Annotated in this window: 11 protein-coding genes and 1 pseudogene; 6 read left to right on the forward strand and 6 right to left on the reverse strand. The window is 72.8% G+C overall.

The window, feature by feature from the left end; all coding sequences use genetic code 11:
• Positions 1–291: 291 nt before the first annotated feature.
• On the forward strand, positions 292–957 hold the full coding sequence (locus tag ACZ60J_RS01410) for a GNAT family N-acetyltransferase (protein WP_469677954.1): 666 nt from the start codon (positions 292–294) through the stop codon (positions 955–957).
• 14 nt (positions 958–971) lie between these two features.
• Here ACZ60J_RS01410 and ACZ60J_RS01415 read toward each other — a convergent pair whose 3' ends face one another.
• Both ACZ60J_RS01415 and ACZ60J_RS01420 read right to left on the reverse strand, forming a co-directional pair.
• Positions 972–1,634: a response regulator gene (locus ACZ60J_RS01415; protein ID WP_469677956.1), complete on the reverse strand. Its 663-nt coding sequence runs from the start codon at positions 1,632–1,634 to the stop codon at positions 972–974.
• Entirely contained in the window at positions 1,631–2,779 is a 1,149-nt protein-coding gene (locus ACZ60J_RS01420; RefSeq protein WP_469677958.1) for a sensor histidine kinase, read from the reverse strand. The genes ACZ60J_RS01415 and ACZ60J_RS01420 overlap by 4 nt, the downstream gene beginning before the upstream one ends.
• Before the next feature lie 263 nt (positions 2,780–3,042).
• On the opposite strand from ACZ60J_RS01420, the gene ACZ60J_RS01425 reads away from it, so the two are divergent.
• Complete coding sequence (locus tag ACZ60J_RS01425; protein ID WP_469677960.1) at positions 3,043–4,545, forward strand: alpha/beta hydrolase family protein; 1,503 nt, start codon at positions 3,043–3,045, stop codon at positions 4,543–4,545.
• A gap of 131 nt (positions 4,546–4,676) precedes the next feature.
• Positions 4,677–5,126, forward strand: a complete 450-nt coding sequence (locus ACZ60J_RS01430) for an SRPBCC family protein (RefSeq protein ID WP_469677962.1) — start codon at positions 4,677–4,679, stop codon at positions 5,124–5,126.
• Positions 5,127–5,153: 27 nt separating this feature from the next.
• Here ACZ60J_RS01430 and ACZ60J_RS01435 read toward each other — a convergent pair whose 3' ends face one another.
• Positions 5,154–7,796, reverse strand: coding sequence for a SpoIIE family protein phosphatase (locus tag ACZ60J_RS01435; protein ID WP_469677964.1), 2,643 nt, complete (start codon positions 7,794–7,796; stop codon positions 5,154–5,156).
• A 202-nt stretch (positions 7,797–7,998) separates the two neighbouring features.
• On the opposite strand from ACZ60J_RS01435, the gene ACZ60J_RS01440 reads away from it, so the two are divergent.
• A complete protein-coding gene (locus tag ACZ60J_RS01440) occupies positions 7,999–10,296 on the forward strand; it encodes a bifunctional serine/threonine-protein kinase/ABC transporter substrate-binding protein (RefSeq protein ID WP_469677966.1) in 2,298 nt (765 codons plus the stop codon).
• A gap of 111 nt (positions 10,297–10,407) precedes the next feature.
• On the opposite strand, the gene ACZ60J_RS01445 is transcribed toward ACZ60J_RS01440, so the two are convergent.
• Together ACZ60J_RS01445 and ACZ60J_RS01450 are read right to left on the reverse strand one after the other, a co-directional pair.
• The gene (locus tag ACZ60J_RS01445) at positions 10,408–11,778 is read right to left on the reverse strand and encodes a carbohydrate-binding protein (RefSeq protein WP_469677968.1); all 1,371 of its coding nucleotides are present in this window, start codon (positions 11,776–11,778) and stop codon (positions 10,408–10,410) included.
• Positions 11,779–11,868: 90 nt separating this feature from the next.
• Entirely contained in the window at positions 11,869–12,822 is a 954-nt protein-coding gene (locus tag ACZ60J_RS01450) for a LysR family transcriptional regulator (protein ID WP_469677970.1), read from the reverse strand.
• 208 nt (positions 12,823–13,030) lie between these two features.
• On the opposite strand from ACZ60J_RS01450, the gene ACZ60J_RS01455 reads away from it, so the two are divergent.
• On the forward strand, positions 13,031–14,068 hold the full coding sequence (locus tag ACZ60J_RS01455) for a LacI family DNA-binding transcriptional regulator (RefSeq protein ID WP_469677972.1): 1,038 nt from the start codon (positions 13,031–13,033) through the stop codon (positions 14,066–14,068).
• Between the two features lie 97 nt (positions 14,069–14,165).
• On the opposite strand, the pseudogene ACZ60J_RS01460 reads toward ACZ60J_RS01455, so the two are convergent.
• Positions 14,166–16,933: pseudogene (locus tag ACZ60J_RS01460) on the reverse strand (glycosyl hydrolase).
• Between the two features lie 246 nt (positions 16,934–17,179).
• Here ACZ60J_RS01460 and ACZ60J_RS01465 point away from each other — a divergent pair.
• Positions 17,180–18,484, forward strand: coding sequence for an ABC transporter substrate-binding protein (locus ACZ60J_RS01465; protein ID WP_469677974.1), 1,305 nt, complete (start codon positions 17,180–17,182; stop codon positions 18,482–18,484).
• Positions 18,485–18,615 lie beyond the last annotated feature (131 nt).

The following is an 18,615-nucleotide window of genomic DNA, read 5'->3' on the forward strand; positions in this document are numbered from 1 at the left end:
CTTACTAGTGGCCCTCGCAGCCCAGGCGCAACGACCCCCCACCCACCGGCCACACATCACCCCAGGTCAAAGCCCATGCGAGAGGGCAGGTAAGGGACGTTTAAGGACTACGATCCCGCCTCGTACATGACCAAGGTCCTGTGGGGCGGGTCACCACCCAGAGCCCCGAATCTCACCCTGCGTTCCCAGTCGTGCACACGGCCCAGTGGTGGCGGCGGCGCCGGGTGGTCCCTACGGCGTGTCCTTCGGCCGCGGCCGGAGGGGGGCGGGACCGCTGCCTAGCGTGGACCCATGAGCACCCGTACGACACCGACACCGCCCATCGCCGGGTACGGCATCCGGTTCGCCCGGCCCTCCGAGTCCGGGGCGGTCGCCGCCCTGCTGGCCCGCGCCTTCTCCGATGACCCGGTGATGGCGTGGATGGTCCCCGCCTCGGCCGACCGCGAGCGCCGGATCGCCCGCTACTTCGAGCTCGCCCAGCGCCAGCAGCGCCCTCGTGCGGGCGGCGTCCGGGTCGCCGCGACCGGTGACGGGCGGCTGCTGGCGGCCGCTCTGTGGTCGGGGCCCGGGCGCTGGAAGGGCTCTGCGGTACGAGAGCTGCTGGCGCTCCCCGCCTACGTGCGCGTCTTCGGTCTCCGGGGCATGTCGCGGGCCGGTGAGGTCCAGAACCTGATGCACGCCTCCCATCCGGACGTTCCGCACTGGTACCTGCCGTCCGTGGGGACGGACCCGGGACTCCAGGGGACGGGGGTCGGGTCGGCACTGTTGCGCCAGCAGCTGGCCGACTGCGACAGGCTGGGGCAACCCGCCTACCTGGAGTCGAGCAAGGCGGCCAACGTTCCCTTCTACGAACGGCTGGGCTTCCGCGTCGTCTCCGAGCTCCGTCTCCCGCAGGACGGCCCCACCCTCTGGCCCATGTGGCGCGAGCCCTCCACCACCCCGCCCCCCACTGCGTGAAGCCGGCACCGGCGTCAGGCCGGGGAGACCAGCCGGTTCTCGTGGGCGAAGACCACGGCCTGGATCCGGTCGCGGAGCTCCAGCTTGAGCAGGATCCGTCCCAGATGGGATTTCACGGTCGCCTCCGCGAGGTGCAGGGCGGCCGCGATCTCGGTGTTGGACAGGCCGCGGCCGACCTCGACGAGTACCTCGCGCTCCCGGGCGCTGAGCCGGTCCAGGCATTCGTCGCGGACGGCGGCGCTGCCGTCGGCCAGGTGCGGGCGGAAGTCCTCCAGCAGGCGCCGGGTGATCCGCGGGGAGAGCACCGCGTCGCCCGCAGCGACGTTCCGGATCGCGGTGAGCAGTTCCTCGGGCCGGGTGTTCTTCAGCAGGAAGCCCGAGGCGCCTGCGCCGAGCGCGGCGAAGGCGTACGCGTCCAGGTCGAACGTGGTGAGGATCAGCACCCTGCTCCCCGGGGAGACCTCGACGACCTGCCGGGTCGCCTCGATCCCGTCCGTCCCGGGCATCCGGACGTCCATCAGGACGACGTCGGGCCGCAGCTCCCGGGCGAGGCGGACGGCCTGGGCACCGTCCGCGGCCTCGCCGACCGGCGCCATGTCGGGCTGGGCCTCCAGGACCGTGCCGAAGGCCATCCGGAGCAGGGCCTCGTCGTCGGCGATCACGATGCGGATCGTCATGCGGCGACCGTCCCGCCGCTGCCCAGCAGGAGCCGGGTCCGCACACCCCAGCCGCCGCCCGGCAGCGGCCCGGCCCGCAGCGTCCCCCCGTAGGCGGCTGCGCGCTCGCGCATACCGGGGATGCCGTGGCCGGGCGGCTCGGCGGCGGGTCGCGCCGGCCGGGGGCCGCTGTCGGTGACCTCCACGCCGACGCTGCCGGCCGAGCACTCGACCAGGACCGTCGCGCGCGTGCCGGCGGGGGTGTGCTTGAGGGTGTTGGTCAAGGCTTCCTGCACAAGTCGGTAGACGGTGAGCTGTGCGGTGGCCGGCACATGGGAGTGGCCGCCGCGGACCTCCAGGCCGGTCGGCAGTCCGGCGGCGGCCATCTGCGCGGCAAGCGAGTCCAGTTGGTCGATGCCGGGCAGTGGGTGGCGCTCGGCGTCCGGTTCGTCGGCCCGCAGGACGCCCAGCGAGCGCCGCATGTCGGTGAGGGCCTGTCGGCCCGTCTCGGAGATCTGCAGCATCGCGGCGGTGGCCCGGTCCGGAGACCTGTGCTGCGCGTAGACGGCCGCGTCGGTGAGCGCGACCATGACCGACAGGTTGTGGGTGACGATGTCGTGCATCTCGCGGGTGATCCGGGCCCGCTCCTCCGCGACGGCCAGCAGCGCCTGCTGCTCCTGGTGCAGGGCCAGCCGTTCGGCCCTCTCCTGCACGGCGGCGAGGTAGGCCCGGCCGGTCCGCACGTTCACCCCGAGGACGGCGGCGGCGACCACGGTCGCGGAGAGCGCGATGAACGGGGTCAGGAGCGCGCCGTTCGTCGACCAGCGCAGGCAGGCCAGCGCGGCCCCGCCTTCCACGACGGCGGCGGCGAGCAGCGTGCCGCGGCGGCTCGTGTGTGCGGCCACCGTGTACAGGGCCACCAGCAGGGCGATGGCGGCAGGCAGTTGGAGGTCCGCCAGCCACTGGACGGAGGCCGCGGCCGCCACGGCGGCGAACACCGCGCGCGGGGCCCGGCGCCGCCAGAGGAGGGGCAGGGCCAGGGCGGCGGTGAGTGCCGCCGCCACCGGCAGCTCCCGGGCCGGGTAGGCGGTCACGACGTGGAGCAGGAGCAGCAGCGGCAGTACCGCGTCCCGCACCAGGGGCGGTACCCGGTCCCGGTGGCGCACCGTCACACCTCTCCGCATCGGTCGTCGTGGCGGCCCGGCCGGGGCCGCCACCGCGTACAGCCCGCAGCCTAGGCCGCGGGTGCGCGCCGCACATGAGCCCGGCGTCGGAACGCGAGGGGCCGGGGTACGACCACAGGAGGAGGCCCGCCACCTCCCGCAGTCGCAGTCCGGGCGCCGGTCCGGGGTCCCCGCTTGCCACCCCGGTCGCACCGGGCCCGCCCCCGGTTGCCATCCCGGTCGCATGCGGTGGCGACCGGGGGCCGATGCGGCGGCGGGGGCCGGGCGCCGAGCCTGGCCGGGTGACCGAAACCATCCCGGGACTGTTCCTGTCCCTTCCGGAAGTCCTCGTCCTGCTGGGCGCCGTCGTGCTGCTGTCGGCGCGCTGGCTCCCCCCGGCCGCCCGTCGCCCCGTCGCCTTCGTGGCGGGGGCCTTCCTCGTACCGTCGGCGATCGTGCTGGGCGTCGTGGGGATCCGCTGGCAGATGCTGCCGGTCCTGGCAGGCGCCGCCTTCGCCTCCGCTTTCGCCCTCCCGCCCCTGCTGCGGCGCGGTACCGGCCGACCCGCGTGGCGGGCCCGCTGGTGGCTGGCCCTGCCGGGATCGCTGGCCTGCGCGGGCCTGATGGCCACCGGCCCGGTGGCCGCCTGGGCCTTCCCCGTGCCCGTCTTCCCGGAGCCGACGGGCGCCTTCGCGGTCGGCACGCGGGTGGTGCAGTGGACCGACCCGCTGCGCCCCGAGAGCTTCACCGCCGACCCGGAGGACCGGCGCACGGTCGTGGTCCAGCTCTGGTACCCGGCGGAGCAGAGCCCTGCGGGCGTCCCCCGGGCGCAATACCTGGGGCGTACGGAGGACGAGGCGCGGACCGTCTCCGCGGCCCTCGCCGGCGGGGTCGGCCTGCCCGGTTTCCTGGTCGCCGGGGTCGCGCAGGCCCACAGCCGCGCGGTCGTCGACGCCCCGGTGGCTGTCGGGGGCGGGAGGTTCCCGGTGGTCCTCTTCTCGCCGGGGTCGGGCGGGGTGCGGTCCCAGAACACCGCCTGGGCGGAGGAGCTGGCCAGCCACGGCTACCTGGTCGCCGCCCTCGACCATCCGTACGACTCCGCCGTCGTCGTCCTCGCCGACGGCCATACGATCCGTGCCACCACCGTCTCCTCCGGGGACCGCGACAAGGACGACGAACTGGCCGCCGGCTGGACCGCCGTCCGGGCCGCCGACCTCGGTTTCGTCCTCACCCGGCTGGAGCGCCTGAACGAGGGTGAGGGCTCCGACCCGCTGACCGGACGCCTGGACACCGGACGTACCGCGGCGGCCGGCCATTCCCTGGGCGGAGCCGCCGCCCTGCAGGCGGCCCGGCAGGACCGCCGGTTCGACGCCGTCGTCGACCTGGACGGCTACCCCCACGGCCCCACCGCCCCCGCCCTCGAACAGCCGGTGCTCGCGCTGACCCAGGAGATCACCTCCGGAACCGACCCGCGCTACCTGCCCCGGCTCACCGAAGCCCTGGCACACAACACCGCGACGAGCTACCGGCTCACCGTCCCCGGCGCCGGGCACCTCACCTTCATGGACGGCCCCCTCTACCTCCCGCCCGTGCCCGCGATCGTCGGCACCCTGGGCCGCACCGACAGCCCGCGCGTCGTCGCCGCGGCCACCCTCGCCTTCCTGGACGCCACACTGCGGGGCCGCCCCGGCGACCCGGCCGACGACCTCCGGGCCTACGGCACGGTCTCGGCATCAGGGGCTCGGGGACGTACGACGCCAACCCCGTGAACGCAGTGGCGCGTTGGGTCGGCCGGTCCGCGCATGGGTCCACCGAGGTCGGGTAGCCGCGCCCGGAGAGCCGTCCTGACGGACGACCGCACCCGCGGGTGCGGGCTGCTGACGACACGGAAGGGATGCGCATGTCGCACGTCGAGGAACACGTCGAGGTCAACGTCCCCGTACGCACGGCCTACGACCAGTGGACGCAGTTCGAGGACTTCCCCGTCTTCATGGAAGGGGTCGAACGCATCGTCCAGCGCACGGACACGCTCACCCACTGGGTGACGAACGTGAACGGGGTACAGCGCGAGTTCGACGCGCAGATCACCGAGCAGCTCCGGGACCGGCGCGTCGCGTGGATCACGGTCGGCGGGGAGCCCCGCCAGGCCGGGCTCGTCACCTTCCAGCCGGTCGACGCGACCACCACGGAGGTCGTCCTGCACATGAACTGGGTCCCCGACGGCCTGGCCGAGACGGCCGCCGACAGGCTCGGCTTCGTCAAGCGGCAGGTCGCGGGTGACCTGAAGCGGTTCAAGCTGTTCATCGAAGGGCGCGCGGTCGCGACCGGCGGCCGGCGCGGCGAGGTCTGACCGCGATGGTCCGGGAGGCGGGTCGGATCAGAGGGGTTCCAGGTCGAGGAAGGCCGCGGGGGACGCTTCGCCGGCGCCCGGAGCGCCGGGGAGGGCCTGTTCCGCCCAGATGACCTTGCCCTCGGGCGTGTAGCGGGTGCCCCACTGCTCGCTGAGCTGCGCCACCAGGAACAGGCCGCGGCCTCCCTCGTCCGTGGTGGCGGCGTAGCGCGGGTGCGGGGCCGAACTGCTGCCGTCCCACACTTCGCAGGTCAGGGTGCGGGCGTACAGCAGCCGTACCCGCACCGGCGCGCTGCCGTACCGCAGGGCGTTCGTGGCCAGCTCGCTGAGGATCAGCTCGGTGGCGAAGCCGATCTCCGACAGGCCCCATGCGTCGAGCTGCTTCACCGCGAAGCTCCGCACGGTGGCGACCGCATCCGGCTGGAACGCCATGTCCCACTCCGCGACCCGGTCCGGACCGAGGGTCCGCGTCCGTGCGATGAGCAGCGCCACGTCGTCGGCCGGACGGGCCGGCAGGAGGTGATCGAGTACGGCCCGGCAGCTCTCCGCCGGGCCGCGGTCCGGCCGGCTCAGCGCCGCGCGGAGCAGTTCCAGCCCCTCGCTGATGTCCCGGGCCCGCTCCTCGATCAGTCCGTCCGTGTACAGGACGAGCTGGCTGCCTTCCGCCAGGTGCAGCTCCGCGGTTTCGAACGGCATGCCGCCCAGCCCCAGCGGAGGCCCGGCCGGCAGGTCCACGATGTCCGTCGTGCCGTCGGGAGCGACCACGAGGGGTGGCAGGTGCCCTGCCCGCGCCATGGTGCAGCGCTGGGACACCGGGTCGTAGACGGCGTACAGGCAGGTCGCGCCCAGTACGCCGCCGTCCAGGTCGTCGGCCGCCCCGTCGCGGTCGATGCGCTGTACGAGGTCGTCCAGGCGGGCGAGGATCTCGTCGGGCGGCAGGTCGAGGGTGGAGAAGTTGTGCACCGCCGTGCGGAGCCGCCCCATGGTGGCCGCGGCGTGCAGTCCGTGCCCGACGACGTCTCCGACCACCAGCGCGACCCGGCTGCCCGGCAGGGGGATCACGTCGAACCAGTCGCCGCCCACCCCGGACTGGGCGGGCAGGTAGAAGTGCGCCACGTCCACGGCGCTCTGCTCGGGCAGGGCGCGCGGCAGCAGGCTGCGCTGGAGGGTCTCGGCGAGGGCGTGTTCACGGGTGTAGCGGCGGGCGTTGTCCATGCTGACCGCCGCCCGGGCGACGAGTTCCTCGGCCAGGGACAGCTCGTCCTCGTCGAAGGGCTCCGGCTTCTGCGACCGCCAGAAGTTGACCACGCCGAGTACGACGCCCCGGGCCCTGAGCGGGGCCACGATGAGCGAGTGGATTCCGTAGTCGACGATGGCCCGGGCCCGCTCCGGGTCCTGGGCGTGCCAGCCCGGCGCATCGGCCAGGTCGGGGACGAGCTCCGCTTCGCCGGTGCCGTAGCCGCGCGCCTGAGGGGTGGAGGGAAGGAAGGCGATCAGCCACCCGCGGGGGTAGAGGGGGTGGTCGGAGCGGACGCCGCTGACCGCCGTGCGCCGCATGTCGGCGTCGGCACCGGGTTCGTCGCCGTCGAGCACCGAGTCGGCCAGGTCGACCGTGACGTAGTCCGCGAACCGGGACACGGCGACGTCGGCGAGTTCCTCGGCCGTCCGCACCACGTCGAGGCTCGTTCCGACGACGCCTCCCGCGTCGTACAGCAGCTTGAGCCGCCTGCGGGCCGTCTCGGCCCGGCTCGTCAGGACCTGCATCTCGGTGGAGTCCCGGATGGTGACCACGGCCCCCTCCCGGCGGCCTCCGGGGTGGGTGGGCCGCTGGTTGACCACGAGGAGCCGGTCGCCCGTTTCGAGCACCTCGTCGGTGGCCACGCGACCCGACAGCAGGAGGTCCGACATCCGGCGGTCCAGGCCGGGCACGGCGCCGACGCTGCGTCCCTCGGCGTCCTCCGGCAGGTCGAGCAGCCGCTTGGCCTCGTCGTTGGCCAGCCGTAGCCGCCCGTCGCCGTCCGTGATCAGCACCCCCTCGCGGACGGCGTGGAGCACCGCGTCGTGGTGCTCGTACATGCGGGTCATCTCCTCCGTGCCGAGCCCGTGGGTCTGCCGGCGCAGCCGTCGGCTGATCAGCGCCGAGCCGCCGGTGGCCAGGGCCAGGCCGGTCGCGATGGCCAGGAGGATGACGGGGAGCTGACGGTCGACGACACCGGTCACGTTCTTCACCGTCAGGCCGGCCGAGACCAGTCCGACGACCCGGCCGTCGGCCGCGGTGACCGGCACCACGGCCTGGATCTCCTTGCCGAGGGGACCCTGCACGCTCTCGGTGTGGACCTGTCCGGCGAGGGAGGGCTCGATCGTGCCCACGAACCGTTTCCCGATGCGGTCCGGCTGGGGATGGCTGTACCGGATGCCGTTGGTGTCCATCACCACGACGAAATCCACGCCGGAGGCCTTGCGCGTGGTCTCGGCGAGGGGTTGCAGGACGGCGGCCGGGTCCGACGACTTCAGCGCGGCCTGCAGGCCCAGGGAGTGGGCGACGGTCTCCGCGACGGCGACCGACCGGTTGCGTGCTTCCCGGTCGATGTCGTGCCGCGACTGGAGCAGCAGGGACAGCAGTGCGCCGGCGGCGAGCAACACCACGATCGCCACCTGAAGGACGAACACCTGTCCGGCGACGCTTCTCAGTCTGTTGCCTAGGAGTGACCGCACCGACACACCAGGCACGGGTGGCAAGGAAGGGTCACGCACCCAGTTGTAGCACCTCTGGGCGTCCGCGGCGCCCCGGCATGCGGCACGACGTTCCGGAGCGCGCGATCAAGCCATGATTCCGTCACCCGGCCGGTCCAACAGGTCCTAGAGTGTGCGCGTGACCGAGCAGAATTCCGAACTCATCGCCGGCCGGTACCACCTGGTCGAATGCATCGGCCAGGGGGGTATGGGGCGGGTCTGGCGCGGCGTCGACCAGCAGCTCTTCGGACGCGAGGTCGCCGTCAAGGAGATCATCTTCCCGGCAGGGCTGGACGACGGCGACCGCGCGACGCTGCTCAGGCGTTTCACCGGCGAGGCCCGCGCGGCGGTCACTCTCAGCCACCCCGGGATCATCACCATCCACGACGTCGTCGAGCACGACGGCGCCCCCGTCATCGTCATGGAGTTCGTCCGCGGGCAGTCCCTGGCCGCCGCCATCCGCGAACAGGGCCGGCTGCCCGTGCAGCGCGTGGCGGAGATAGGGGCCGCCTTGCTCGGCGCGCTCACCGCCGCGCACGACGCACGGATCGTCCACCGCGACATCAAGCCGGACAACGTGCTCCTGACCAAGGACCGCGTCGTCCTGACCGACTTCGGCATCGCCCACCTGGCGGACGCCACCACCAAGCTCAGCCGGAGCGGGACCGTCATCGGCACCCCGCACTACATGCCACCGGAGCAGCTGGAAGGCAAGCGCCCGACCCCGGCCAACGACCTGTGGGCGCTCGGCGCCACCCTCTACCACGCCGTCGAGGGACGCCCGCCCTTCGAGGCCGACGGACTCCACGCCCTTGCCGTGGCCGTCTTCACCCGCCCGTACCGGCCGCCGACGCACGCCGGCCTGCTGGCCCCCGTACTGGACGCCCTCCTGACCAAGGATCCGGCGCAGCGCGTCGGCGCCGCGGAGGCGGCCGGGCTGCTGGCGGCGGCGCTGCGGTCCTCCGGGTCCCGGACGGACGCGAGCGCGGGGAGGAACTCGGAGACGAGCGCGGAGACCGACCCGCGCGTGTCCGTACCGGCGCACGTGCCCGGTACCCTCCCCCTGCCCCTGCCGGATCGGCCGACCACCCCGCCCGTTGCCGTTCCCCCGGCCGAGGATCTGATCTCGCTCGGCCGGCCGGACCAGCGGGGGCGGGGCGAGGACGAGGCGTCCGCCCGCCGGCGCGCCCTCAGGCGGCGCTCCGCCGTGCTGGGAGTCGCCATGGTCACGCTCGCGGCAGGCTCCGTTCTGACCTGGAAGCTGACCCGTGACGACCCGCCCGGCGGCGCGACGCCCGGCAGCGGTTCCGCGGCCTCCCGCGTCACGGTGGTCATCGGGGTGGACGCACCGCTCAGCGGCAACCTCGCTGCCATGGGTGCGGGCATGAAGAACTCCGCCGACCTGGCGGCCAGGACGTCCAACCGCACCGGGCACGTACCCGGCGTGAACTTCGAGATCAAGGCTCTGGACGACGAGGCCTCTCCCGCCAAGGGCGGGCCGAACGCCGCGCGGTTCGTCGACGACGCGAAGGTGCTCGGCCTGGTCGGGCCGCTCACCTCCGGGGTCGCCAAGACCATGGCGGAACCGCTCGGGCGGGCGCGCCTCGTCAACGTGTCACCGTCCAACACCGACCCCGTGCTGACCTTGGGCCCCCATTGGGCCAAGGGTTCGAAGTCCCGCCCGTACACGACCTACTTCCGCACCGTCGCCACGGACGTCGACCAGGGGCCGTTCGCCGCCCGGTACCTCCACGACGAGGCCGGAAAGCGGAAGCTCTACCTGATCGACGACAACAGCGCCTACGGCACCGGCCTCACTGCCGGGTTCAGTGCCGCGTTCACGAAGCTCGGCGGAACCGTCGTGGGTACGGACCGGATCGATCCCGCGCAGGAGGACTTCTCCTACCTGGCCGCCCAGATCCGGGCCTCCGGCGCCGAGGCCGTCTACTTCGGCGGCTACTACGACACCGCCGGGCCGCTCTCCGAGCAGCTCAAGCGGGCGGGGCTGACCATCCCCCTGATGGGCGGGGACGGCATCTTCGACCAGCAGTTCCTCACGAAGAACACGAAGGCCGAGGGGGACCTCGCCACCGGCATCGGCGTTCCCGCCGAGGAGCTGGCCGGGGGAAGGGACTTCCTCAAGAAGTACCAGGAGGCGGGTTACCCGGAGGCGGCCGGTTCGTACGGCCCCTACGCGTACGACGCGGCCTGGGCCGTCATCGAGGCGGTGAAGGCAGTGGTGGAGGCCCACGGCGGAACCCTCCCCTCGGACGCCCGGGCGAAGATGCCGCAGGCCGTGTCGGCGCTCGCGTTCGACGGGGTCACCGGTCGCGTGGCCTTCGACGAGTACGGCGACACGGTCAACCGCCGGCTGACGGTGTACGCGGTGAAGGGCGGCAGCTGGACGACCGTGAAGAGCGGCCCCGGTACCCCCTGATCGGCGATCCCGTGATCAGGGGATGCCGTGATCCGGCGATCCGGTGCTCCGGCCGGAGGCGCCGTGGCTCCCCCCTTGGCAGCCACGGCGCCTCCTGTCCTCGTGGGCGGCCTACAGCCGCTGCCAGAGCGCCGGGACCACGGGCGGCTCCCAGCCCGTCTGGGCCTGGTGGCCCTGGATGCAGCGGTAGCTCGCGCCGCCGTAGGTGACGGTGGCGCCCGCCGCGTAGACGGAGCCGGCCTTCCAGGTGCCGCCGGGCTCGGGGTCGCCCGGGCCGGGGCCCGGGCCCGGGTCGGTTCCGGTGACCTTGAGGGTCAGTCCGTAGGCGGACAGGATCGGGTTCAGCGGCTGGAAGAAGGTGGTTCCCCCGCTGGAGCAGTTGCCGGAGCCGCCCGAGGTGACGCCCTGGGCCTGGCTGCCGGAGATGTAGGAGCCGCCGGAGTCACCGGGCTCGGCGCAGACCGTCGTACGGGTGACACCGGAGATGGTGCCCTCGGGGTACGTGACGCTGGTGTTGTGCTGCTGGACGGTCCCGCAGTGCCAGCCGGTGGTCGATCCGGAGCGGCACACCGAGGCCCCGACGGGTTGCAGCACCGAGCCGGTGACCTGCACGTTCGCCCCGCCGCTGCCCTTGACGTAGGGGGTCGAGGACCAGTTGGCGTTCGCCGCCACCCAGGCCATGTCGTTGCCGGGGAAGACCGAGGCCTGGAAGGAGCCCTGGGCGACCTGGTTGAAGCCGCTGGTGGTGGTCCCGGCCCGCCCGCAGTGCCCGGCGGTGGCGAATCCGTTCACGGTTCCCTTGGTGATCGGGAAGCCGACCGAGCAGCGGCCGCTGCCGTTCATGTAGTACGCGTCCCCGCCGCGCAGGTCGTACAGCGGGCGCGGTGCCTCGGCGGTACGGACCACCGTGACCAGGGCCGCGTCGGTCCCGGTGGCCGCCAGCAGGGCGTGCGCGGCCCCGGGCCGGGTCTCCTCGACGACCAGGGTGTTGCCGCGCGGGTCGACGTAGCGGACCGGGGTCCCGGCGGTGGCGGCCCGGTCCAGGGAGGCCTTCACCGTGTCCAGCTCGGCCAGCGAGCGGCCGACGAGCTTCGCCCGGGCCCCGGCTGCCCGTATCGATGCCGCGTCGGAGGCCCGGGTGGTGGCCACGGTCAGGGTCCCCGCGTCGGCACCGTCCAGCCAGGCTCCGGCGAAGGCGGCGCCGAGCCGGGCCTGGAGCCGGGCGGCGGTGGCTCCCGCTTCGGCCTCGTGGGCCAGGCGGGCCTTGGCCTGTGTGGGGGTCAGGCCGAGGTCCCGCTGCATGGCGGCGAGCAGTTCGGGAGGGGCGTCGGCGGTGCGCAGGGTGGCGGAGGCCGACTTCTGCGGGCGGGCGGTGTCGGCGGAGTCCGCGGGGGCCGCGGTGGCAACGGCGCCGGTGGCGGCCAGCAGCAGCCCGGCGGCGGCCAGGGCGGTACACGCCGCGCGGGCGTGTCGCTTGAGCATGGGGGATCTCCTCGGTTCGGTGGGGGGTAAGCGACACCGTAGGAATCCGAACGCCTCTGCGGGAGATGCCGGTCGGCCCCTCCCCCGGTGTCATGGCCGGGCGGCGGGCACGTGCGCGGGGGCGGCCGCGTCCGCGGCCGCGGACGATCGGGCCAGCGCCTCCGTGTGCGCGTCCCGGGCGTGCTGCAGCACGGCCGCCGAGCGGCCGGCGGACCGTGCCGCCGGATGCCAGCCGAGCAGGTGCCGCCACACGAGCGGGCTCCCGGCGAGCGGCCGGGTCACCAGCCCGGGGGTCGCGGGGAAGGTCGCCCGGCACAGTCCCACGGCCCGCCCGACCTGGACGAGGTGCACGCACGACGCCGTGTCCGTCTCGTACACGCACGCCGGGGTGAACCCGGCGCGCACGCATTCGGCCGCGAAGCAGTCCCCGAAGCACCCGTCGCCCGGTACGTCGGTCCAGGCCTCGGCGGCCAGTTCCGCCAGCTCGATCCACGGCCGCTGCGCCAGCGGGTGGTCCTCGGCCAGCATCACGTGCACCGGGTCCCGCGCCACCTCCCTCCACGCGAGCCGCCCCGGTCCCGGCGGGGCGCTCTCGCCGCACACCCCGACCAGGGCGAAGTCCAGCCTGCCGGCGGCGACGCCCGCGGCGACCTCCCCTTCCGACCACGAGGTGTACGTGGTCACGGACACACCGGGCTCCTGCCGGACGATCCGGTCCACGAGCCCGCCCAGCAGCGGCCCGTGCGTCCCCCCGAGCCGGTAGCCGGCCGTGCCCTGCCGGGCGAAGCGCACCGCCTCCTCCTGGAGCTCGCACACGGCCGGCAGCACCACGCGGGCCCGTTCCAGCACCAGTTCCCCGAGCGCGGTGGCCCGTACGCCTTCCCGCCCCCGGACGAAGAGCGGACCGTCGAGCGCTCGCTCGATCCGCTTGAGCTGGGTGCTCAGGGCGGACTGGGTGAGCCCCAGCTCGGTGGCCGCGCGGGTCAGGCTGCCGGCGTCGGCGACGGCTCTGACGATCTTGAGGTGCCTCAACTCCAGATCCATGCAACGAGCTTGGTCCAGACCTGCTGACCTGCGCTACGGGTCTGCCGCATCCGGATTCAAGACGTGCCGGCCGCGTACCCGTCGAGGAACGATTGGAAGCGCTCTCAGCCACCCGCCCGTCCCGGCGCTAGGCTGTAGCCGATCCGGCGACGGCACAGGTCGGCCCCCACCCTGCGCCTCGCCGCCCCGTCGACGAGGAGCGACCGCCTTGCCCGAGCAGTCCCCCGGGTACCGACCCACCCTGGAAGCCGTCGCGGCGCGAGCGGGGGTCTCCCGGGCCACCGCTTCACGGGTCGTCAACGGGGGCGACGGGGTCCGCAAACCGCTGGTCGACAAGGTGCTCCGGGCGGTCGAAGAGCTCGGCTACGTCCCCAACCACGCGGCCCGGACGCTGGTGACGCGGCGCACCGGCGCGGTGGCCGTCGTCATCGCGGAGCCGGAGGTGCGGATCTTCTCCGACCCCTTCTTCTCCCATCAGATCCGGGGCATCAGCAAGGAGCTGACCGCGCACGACACCCAGCTGGTACTGCTGTTGGTGGAAGGGCCGGGGGACTTCGACCGGATCACCCGGTACCTGTCCGGCGGGCACGTGGACGGCGCGCTCGCCTTCTCCCTGCACACGGACGACCCGCTGCCCGCGATCACGCGCCGCGCGGGGATTCCGACCGTGTTCGGGGGCCGGCCCTGCTGGACCACGGACCCGGGCCAACGGGCCGTTCCGTACGTCGACGCCGACAACCGGGGCGGTGCCCGGGTCGCCGTCCAGTACCTGCGGGACCTCGGGCGGGAGCGGATCGCGCACATCGGCGGGCCGCCCGACCAGACCTCGGCGATGGACCGCCTGGACGGCTACCGGGACGTGCTGCTGGACGTGGACCCGACGCTCGTCGCCGAGGGCGCCTTCACCGTGGAGAGCGGGGCGCGGGCGATGGCGGAGCTGCTGGACCGGTGCCCCGACCTGGACGCCGTGTTCGTCGCGAACGACCTGATGGCCTCGGGGGCGCTACGGGTCCTGCGGGAGCGCGGGATCACGGTGCCCGGGCAGGTGGCGGTCGTCGGGTTCGACGACATGGACCCGGTGGCCAGGGAGACCGACCCTCCGCTGACCACCGTCAGCCAGGACATCGAGGGCCAGGGGCGGCTGATGGCGAAGCTGCTGCTGCGCAGCCTCGACCGTACGGGGAACGGCGCGGCACCGGACTCGGTGATCACCCCGACCATGCTGGTCCGGCGGTGCTCGGCCTGAACCCCCGGCGTACGCGCACGGCGGGTCCCCGCCCCCGAGGAGCCGGAAACCCGCCGCACCGTTCGCGCCCGTAGGCCCGGTTGATCCGCGTGTGGGACTACGCGTAGGGGATCTTCAGGACCGCCGCGTCCGTGCCCGTCTGCACCCGCGACGTGCTGCTGCCCAGGGCGTTCCAGATCTCCAGGCGGACGGTGCCGTTCCTGAGTTCGCCCAGGCTGCCGGTGACGGCCTGCGCGCCGACCGCCTGCGTGTACTCCTCCCAGCCCGCGACCGGGTCGGTCGCGAAGTAGCGGAAGGTTTCGGTGCGGTCGAAGGTGCCGTCACCGGTCAGGTCGTAGCTGACCCGGACCTGCGGGGCGAGCCCGACCGTGGTGCCCGCGTCCACCCGGAGGCGGAACGTGGTGGCGGCTCCGGCGGCGAGCTTGCCGTTGACCTGCTTCGCCTCGTAGACGTTCGGCCGGTACGGGGTGCCGTCCCGGTTGACGCCGTCGGCCGAGGCCAGGGTGTCCGCGCCGGCCGGGTCGGTGGTGGCCGTGGTGAGGACGCCGCCGCTCTTGAGGCGGAAGGTGTTGCCGGTGGACGGGCCCGGTTCCTCCGGGTCCGGGTTTCCGGCGCCGGTGCCGGTGGCCGTGGAACGGGCCGGCACGGACAGGGTCTTGCCGTCGGCGAAGGTCACCGTGCGGGGGGTGGAGCCGTGGTTGTGCGCGGTGTAGGTGCGGGTTCCGTTCCTGGTGAAGACGGCGGAGGTGGGCAGGTCCCCGCTGACCGTCATGTCCGGTGCGCCCAGGGTGGCGAGGGTGGTGATCCAGTGGTAGGCGTGCGCCTTGGAATCACCCTGCTCGGGGGTGTAGTTGCCGTTCGCACCATCCCATTTGGCCTTGGCGGAAGCCGGATCGGCCAGCGCCTCGAACTCCCAGAGCAGGTCGCGCCATTCCTGGCGCCGTTCTCGCGCTCCATCTCGGCGATGTTCCGTGTGATGGCCGCCTTCTCGCGGGCCAGGTGGAGCGAACCTCCGGTCACGGGAAGGACGTTGATGCCGTGGATCTCCTCCGGGTTGGCCGTCCACCAGGTGGAGTACGCGGCGCCGCTGCCCCAGACCATGCCGACCGTGCCGTACTTGTAGGAGGCCGGGAAGACCTGCTCGCTCGCGTCGAACCAGTACTGGGTGATCGCCTCGGACTCCGTCGTCAGCAGGTAGCTGCCGAGGTCGCGGAGCGAGGTGTCGCCCGTCGCAGCGCCCAGAAGCACCAGGCCGGCGCTGAGGTTGACGGACTCCGAGGAGGACTCCTGGTTGTTGCCCGCCGCGAAGCCCTGGTGGCCGGAGGCCCAGCTGTGGCCCGCATACACGTCGAAGCCGCGCAGGAAGGGGTAGGCCGAGTCGGTGCGGCTCGGGTTGGCCGTGTCGCGGATCAGGTGCTTGACCATCGTGCCCCAGGCCGAGTCGGCCGCCCAGGCCGGGTCGTACTGGGCGATGATCGCCGCCGCGTAGACGTAGTAGCCGTAGTGGAAGTGATGGTCGTTCAGTTCGGTGTCGCTGCCGTAGGAGGCCGGGTATCCGGTGAGGGTCTTCCAGTCCTTGTCGTAGCTGAACCCGCTCGCCCCGCCCGCCGTGAACCACTCCTGGAGCCGGCCCTTCATCAGGCCGAGGAGCTTGTCGCGCGTCGCGGTCTGGCCGATCTGGTCGGCCACGGGCACCAGTTGGGCGAGCCGGCCGAGCGCCTTGCCGGTCCAGTAGGTGTCGACGGCCCCGGAGAAGGGGTCGGCCGCGCCCGCGACCTCGTCGAGATAGCCGGTCAGCCGGGCCCGGTCGACGCCGCTGGAGGCGGGCAGGGCGGGCAGTACGCCGTTGTTCTTCTGGCTGGTGGTGAAGGAGGCGGACTCGCGCACCTTCATGGTGCCGCGCGGTGAGACGTACGTGTACGGGGTCAGCGCGTCGGTGGTGTGCAGCCACTGGTGGCGGTAGAGGGCCTGGAGCGTGCCGCGTTCGGTGCCCTCCTTGGCCTCCGTGGTCAGGGTGTAGGTCGCCCGGACGTCGCCGCCCGTGTTCTGCCAGGCCACCTGGGAGCCGGTGACGAAGCTGAAGGCGTACCTGCGGTAGGTCGCGAGCGCGTCCGTGGAGGGCAGGACGGCGAGCGAGAAGTAGTCCTTGCCCGCGAGTCCGGCGGTGATCGTGGTGCCGGACACGTTCCAGTCGGCGCCGGTCGGGGCGAAGAGGGCGTAGTGGTGGCCGGCGACCGTGATGCCGAGGACGTTCCCGTTGTCCGCGAAGACCGTGGGAGCGGAGGCGGTCGTGATGCGGGCGTCGCCGCCGGAGCCCTTGGCGTACACGAACGGCATGCCGTGCCCGATGGTGGCCCGGAAGGTGCGGGAGCCGTCGGCCCAGTACGGGGTGACGGTCCAGTCGGACCAGGCGTCGGCCTTGGTGTCGGGCGAGTTCAGGCCCGTGAGGCCGACGGTGAGGTCGGCCTTGTGGGCGTACTCGTACTGGCGGCCGTCACCGACGATCGCGGGCGTGGTCGGGTAGCCGACCTCCAGGCCGGAGGCCTTGGCCTGGTAGGTGAGGGGGTGGCCGTACATGGGGGTGGAGTACGGGTTGTCGCCGTAGCGCTGGTAGGCGAGCGAGGTCCACCAGTCGTTGGTCGGGACCGGCTTGTCCCGGGCGGCGGCGGTGAGTTTGGGGGTGACGGGGGCGCCGGTGTTCGTCGTGGGTCCGGACGTGCCGGCGGGTCGGGTGTCGGTGTAACTGCCCGAACCCGCGGGGATGGTGGCGGCGGCCGCGGGGGAAGCGGCGGGGCCGAGGCCGACGGCGGCCAGGGCGATGGCCAGGAGCGTCGCCGCGGTGGGTCTGGAGAGTGAGGTTCGCACGAAACAGCACCTCGATCACGTGGGGGGGGGAAGAGCGCGTTCGAGAGCGCTCTCAAGTGCCATGGAACGTAAATCTCCTGAAACCTAAGTGTCAAGAGAGCCAGTCCAGCGGGCAGTTGGGGGTAACGCCAAGCTGTTATGCGTTCGAGTATTGACGGGGAGCAAGCGGTGGGGGACGCTCCAGACGCACAGACTGAGAGCGCTCTCAAAGCGCTCGGTTCATCCCGAAGTCAAGGGAGGCTTCCCATGCCCATCGCCCGAGCCGCCAAGAGAGCCACAGCCCGCCTCGGCGCGGTCGTCCTCGCCGGGGCCCTCCTCGCCGCCTGCGGATCCGGCGCCTCGCCGGACGCCTCCGACGGCGCGGGCGGGAAGGTCACCCTCACGGTCGACCTCTTCGGATCGTTCGGCTTCAAGGAGGCCGGTCTCTACGAGGAGTACCAGCAGCTCCACCCCAACGTGACGATCAAGCAGAGCGACACCCAGGACGAGGCGGACTACTGGAAGTCGCTCCAGACCCGGCTCGCGGGCGGCGGCGGTCTCGCGGACGTGCAGGGCGTCGAGGTGGGCCGGATCGCCTCGGTCACCCAGCAGCAGTCAGACAAGTTCCACGACCTGAAGGCGTTCGGGGCCGACAAGCTCAAGAACCAGTTCGCCGAGGCCAAGTGGTCGGCGGCCACCACGAAGGACGGCAAGATCCTGGGCCTCGGCACGGACGTGGGCCCCGAGGCCATGTGCTACCGCACCGACCTGTTCCGGCAGGCCGGCCTCCCCACCGATCGCGAGGAGCTCGCGAAGAAGTGGTCCACGTGGGACGGCTACCTGGAGCTGGGCAAGGAGTACAAGAAGAAGGCACCCGCCCAGAGCGCCTGGCTGGACAGCATCGGATCCCTCTACGGGATCATGATCGGCCAGGAGAAGGAGCGGTACTACAACGCCGCCGGCGAGATGATCTACGAGAAGAACCCGGCGGTCAGAACGGCCTGGGACACCTCCGTGAAGGCGGCCGAGGCCGGCCTGAGCGCCAAGCTCGACCAGTGGTCACCGCAGTGGAACCAGGCCTTCGCCGCCGGTTCGTTCGCCACCATCCCGTGCCCGGCCTGGATGCTCGGCTACGTCAAGGCCCAGGCCGGTGCCGCGGGCCAGGGCAAGTGGGACATCGCCAAGCTCCCCGGCGGCGCGGGCAACTGGGGCGGCTCGTACCTCTCGATCCCGCGTGCCGCCAAGCACAAGGAGGAGGCGTACAAACTGATCGAGTGGCTCACCGCACCCGAGCAGCAGGCGAAGGTGTTCCAGAAGCAGGGCAACTTCCCCTCCTCGACGGGCGCCATCGCGAAGATCGCGGACGCCAAGGACCCGTACTTCTCGGACGCCCCGATCGGCCAGATCTTCGGTGACGCGGCCAAGGAGTCCCCGGTCCAGGTGCTGGGCGTGCACGACCAGAACGTGATGCAGCAGCTGACGAACGCGCTGGGCGAGGTCGAACGCAAGGGGGTCTCGTCCGACACGGCGTGGGAGACGGCGAAGAAGGGCGTGGCGAACGTGACCGGCTGACACCGGTCGCGGGGCGCCCACTGACGGTGGCGGCCGTGGACCGGCCGCACCCGCATCCCCGGCGCCCTCCTTCCCCGCTGTCGCCCTCCCGCTTCCACCCCCACTCCCGCCGCTGCTCGCGCTCCCGGCAT

The organism is Streptomyces sp. NPDC104226 (genome assembly GCF_055584085.1).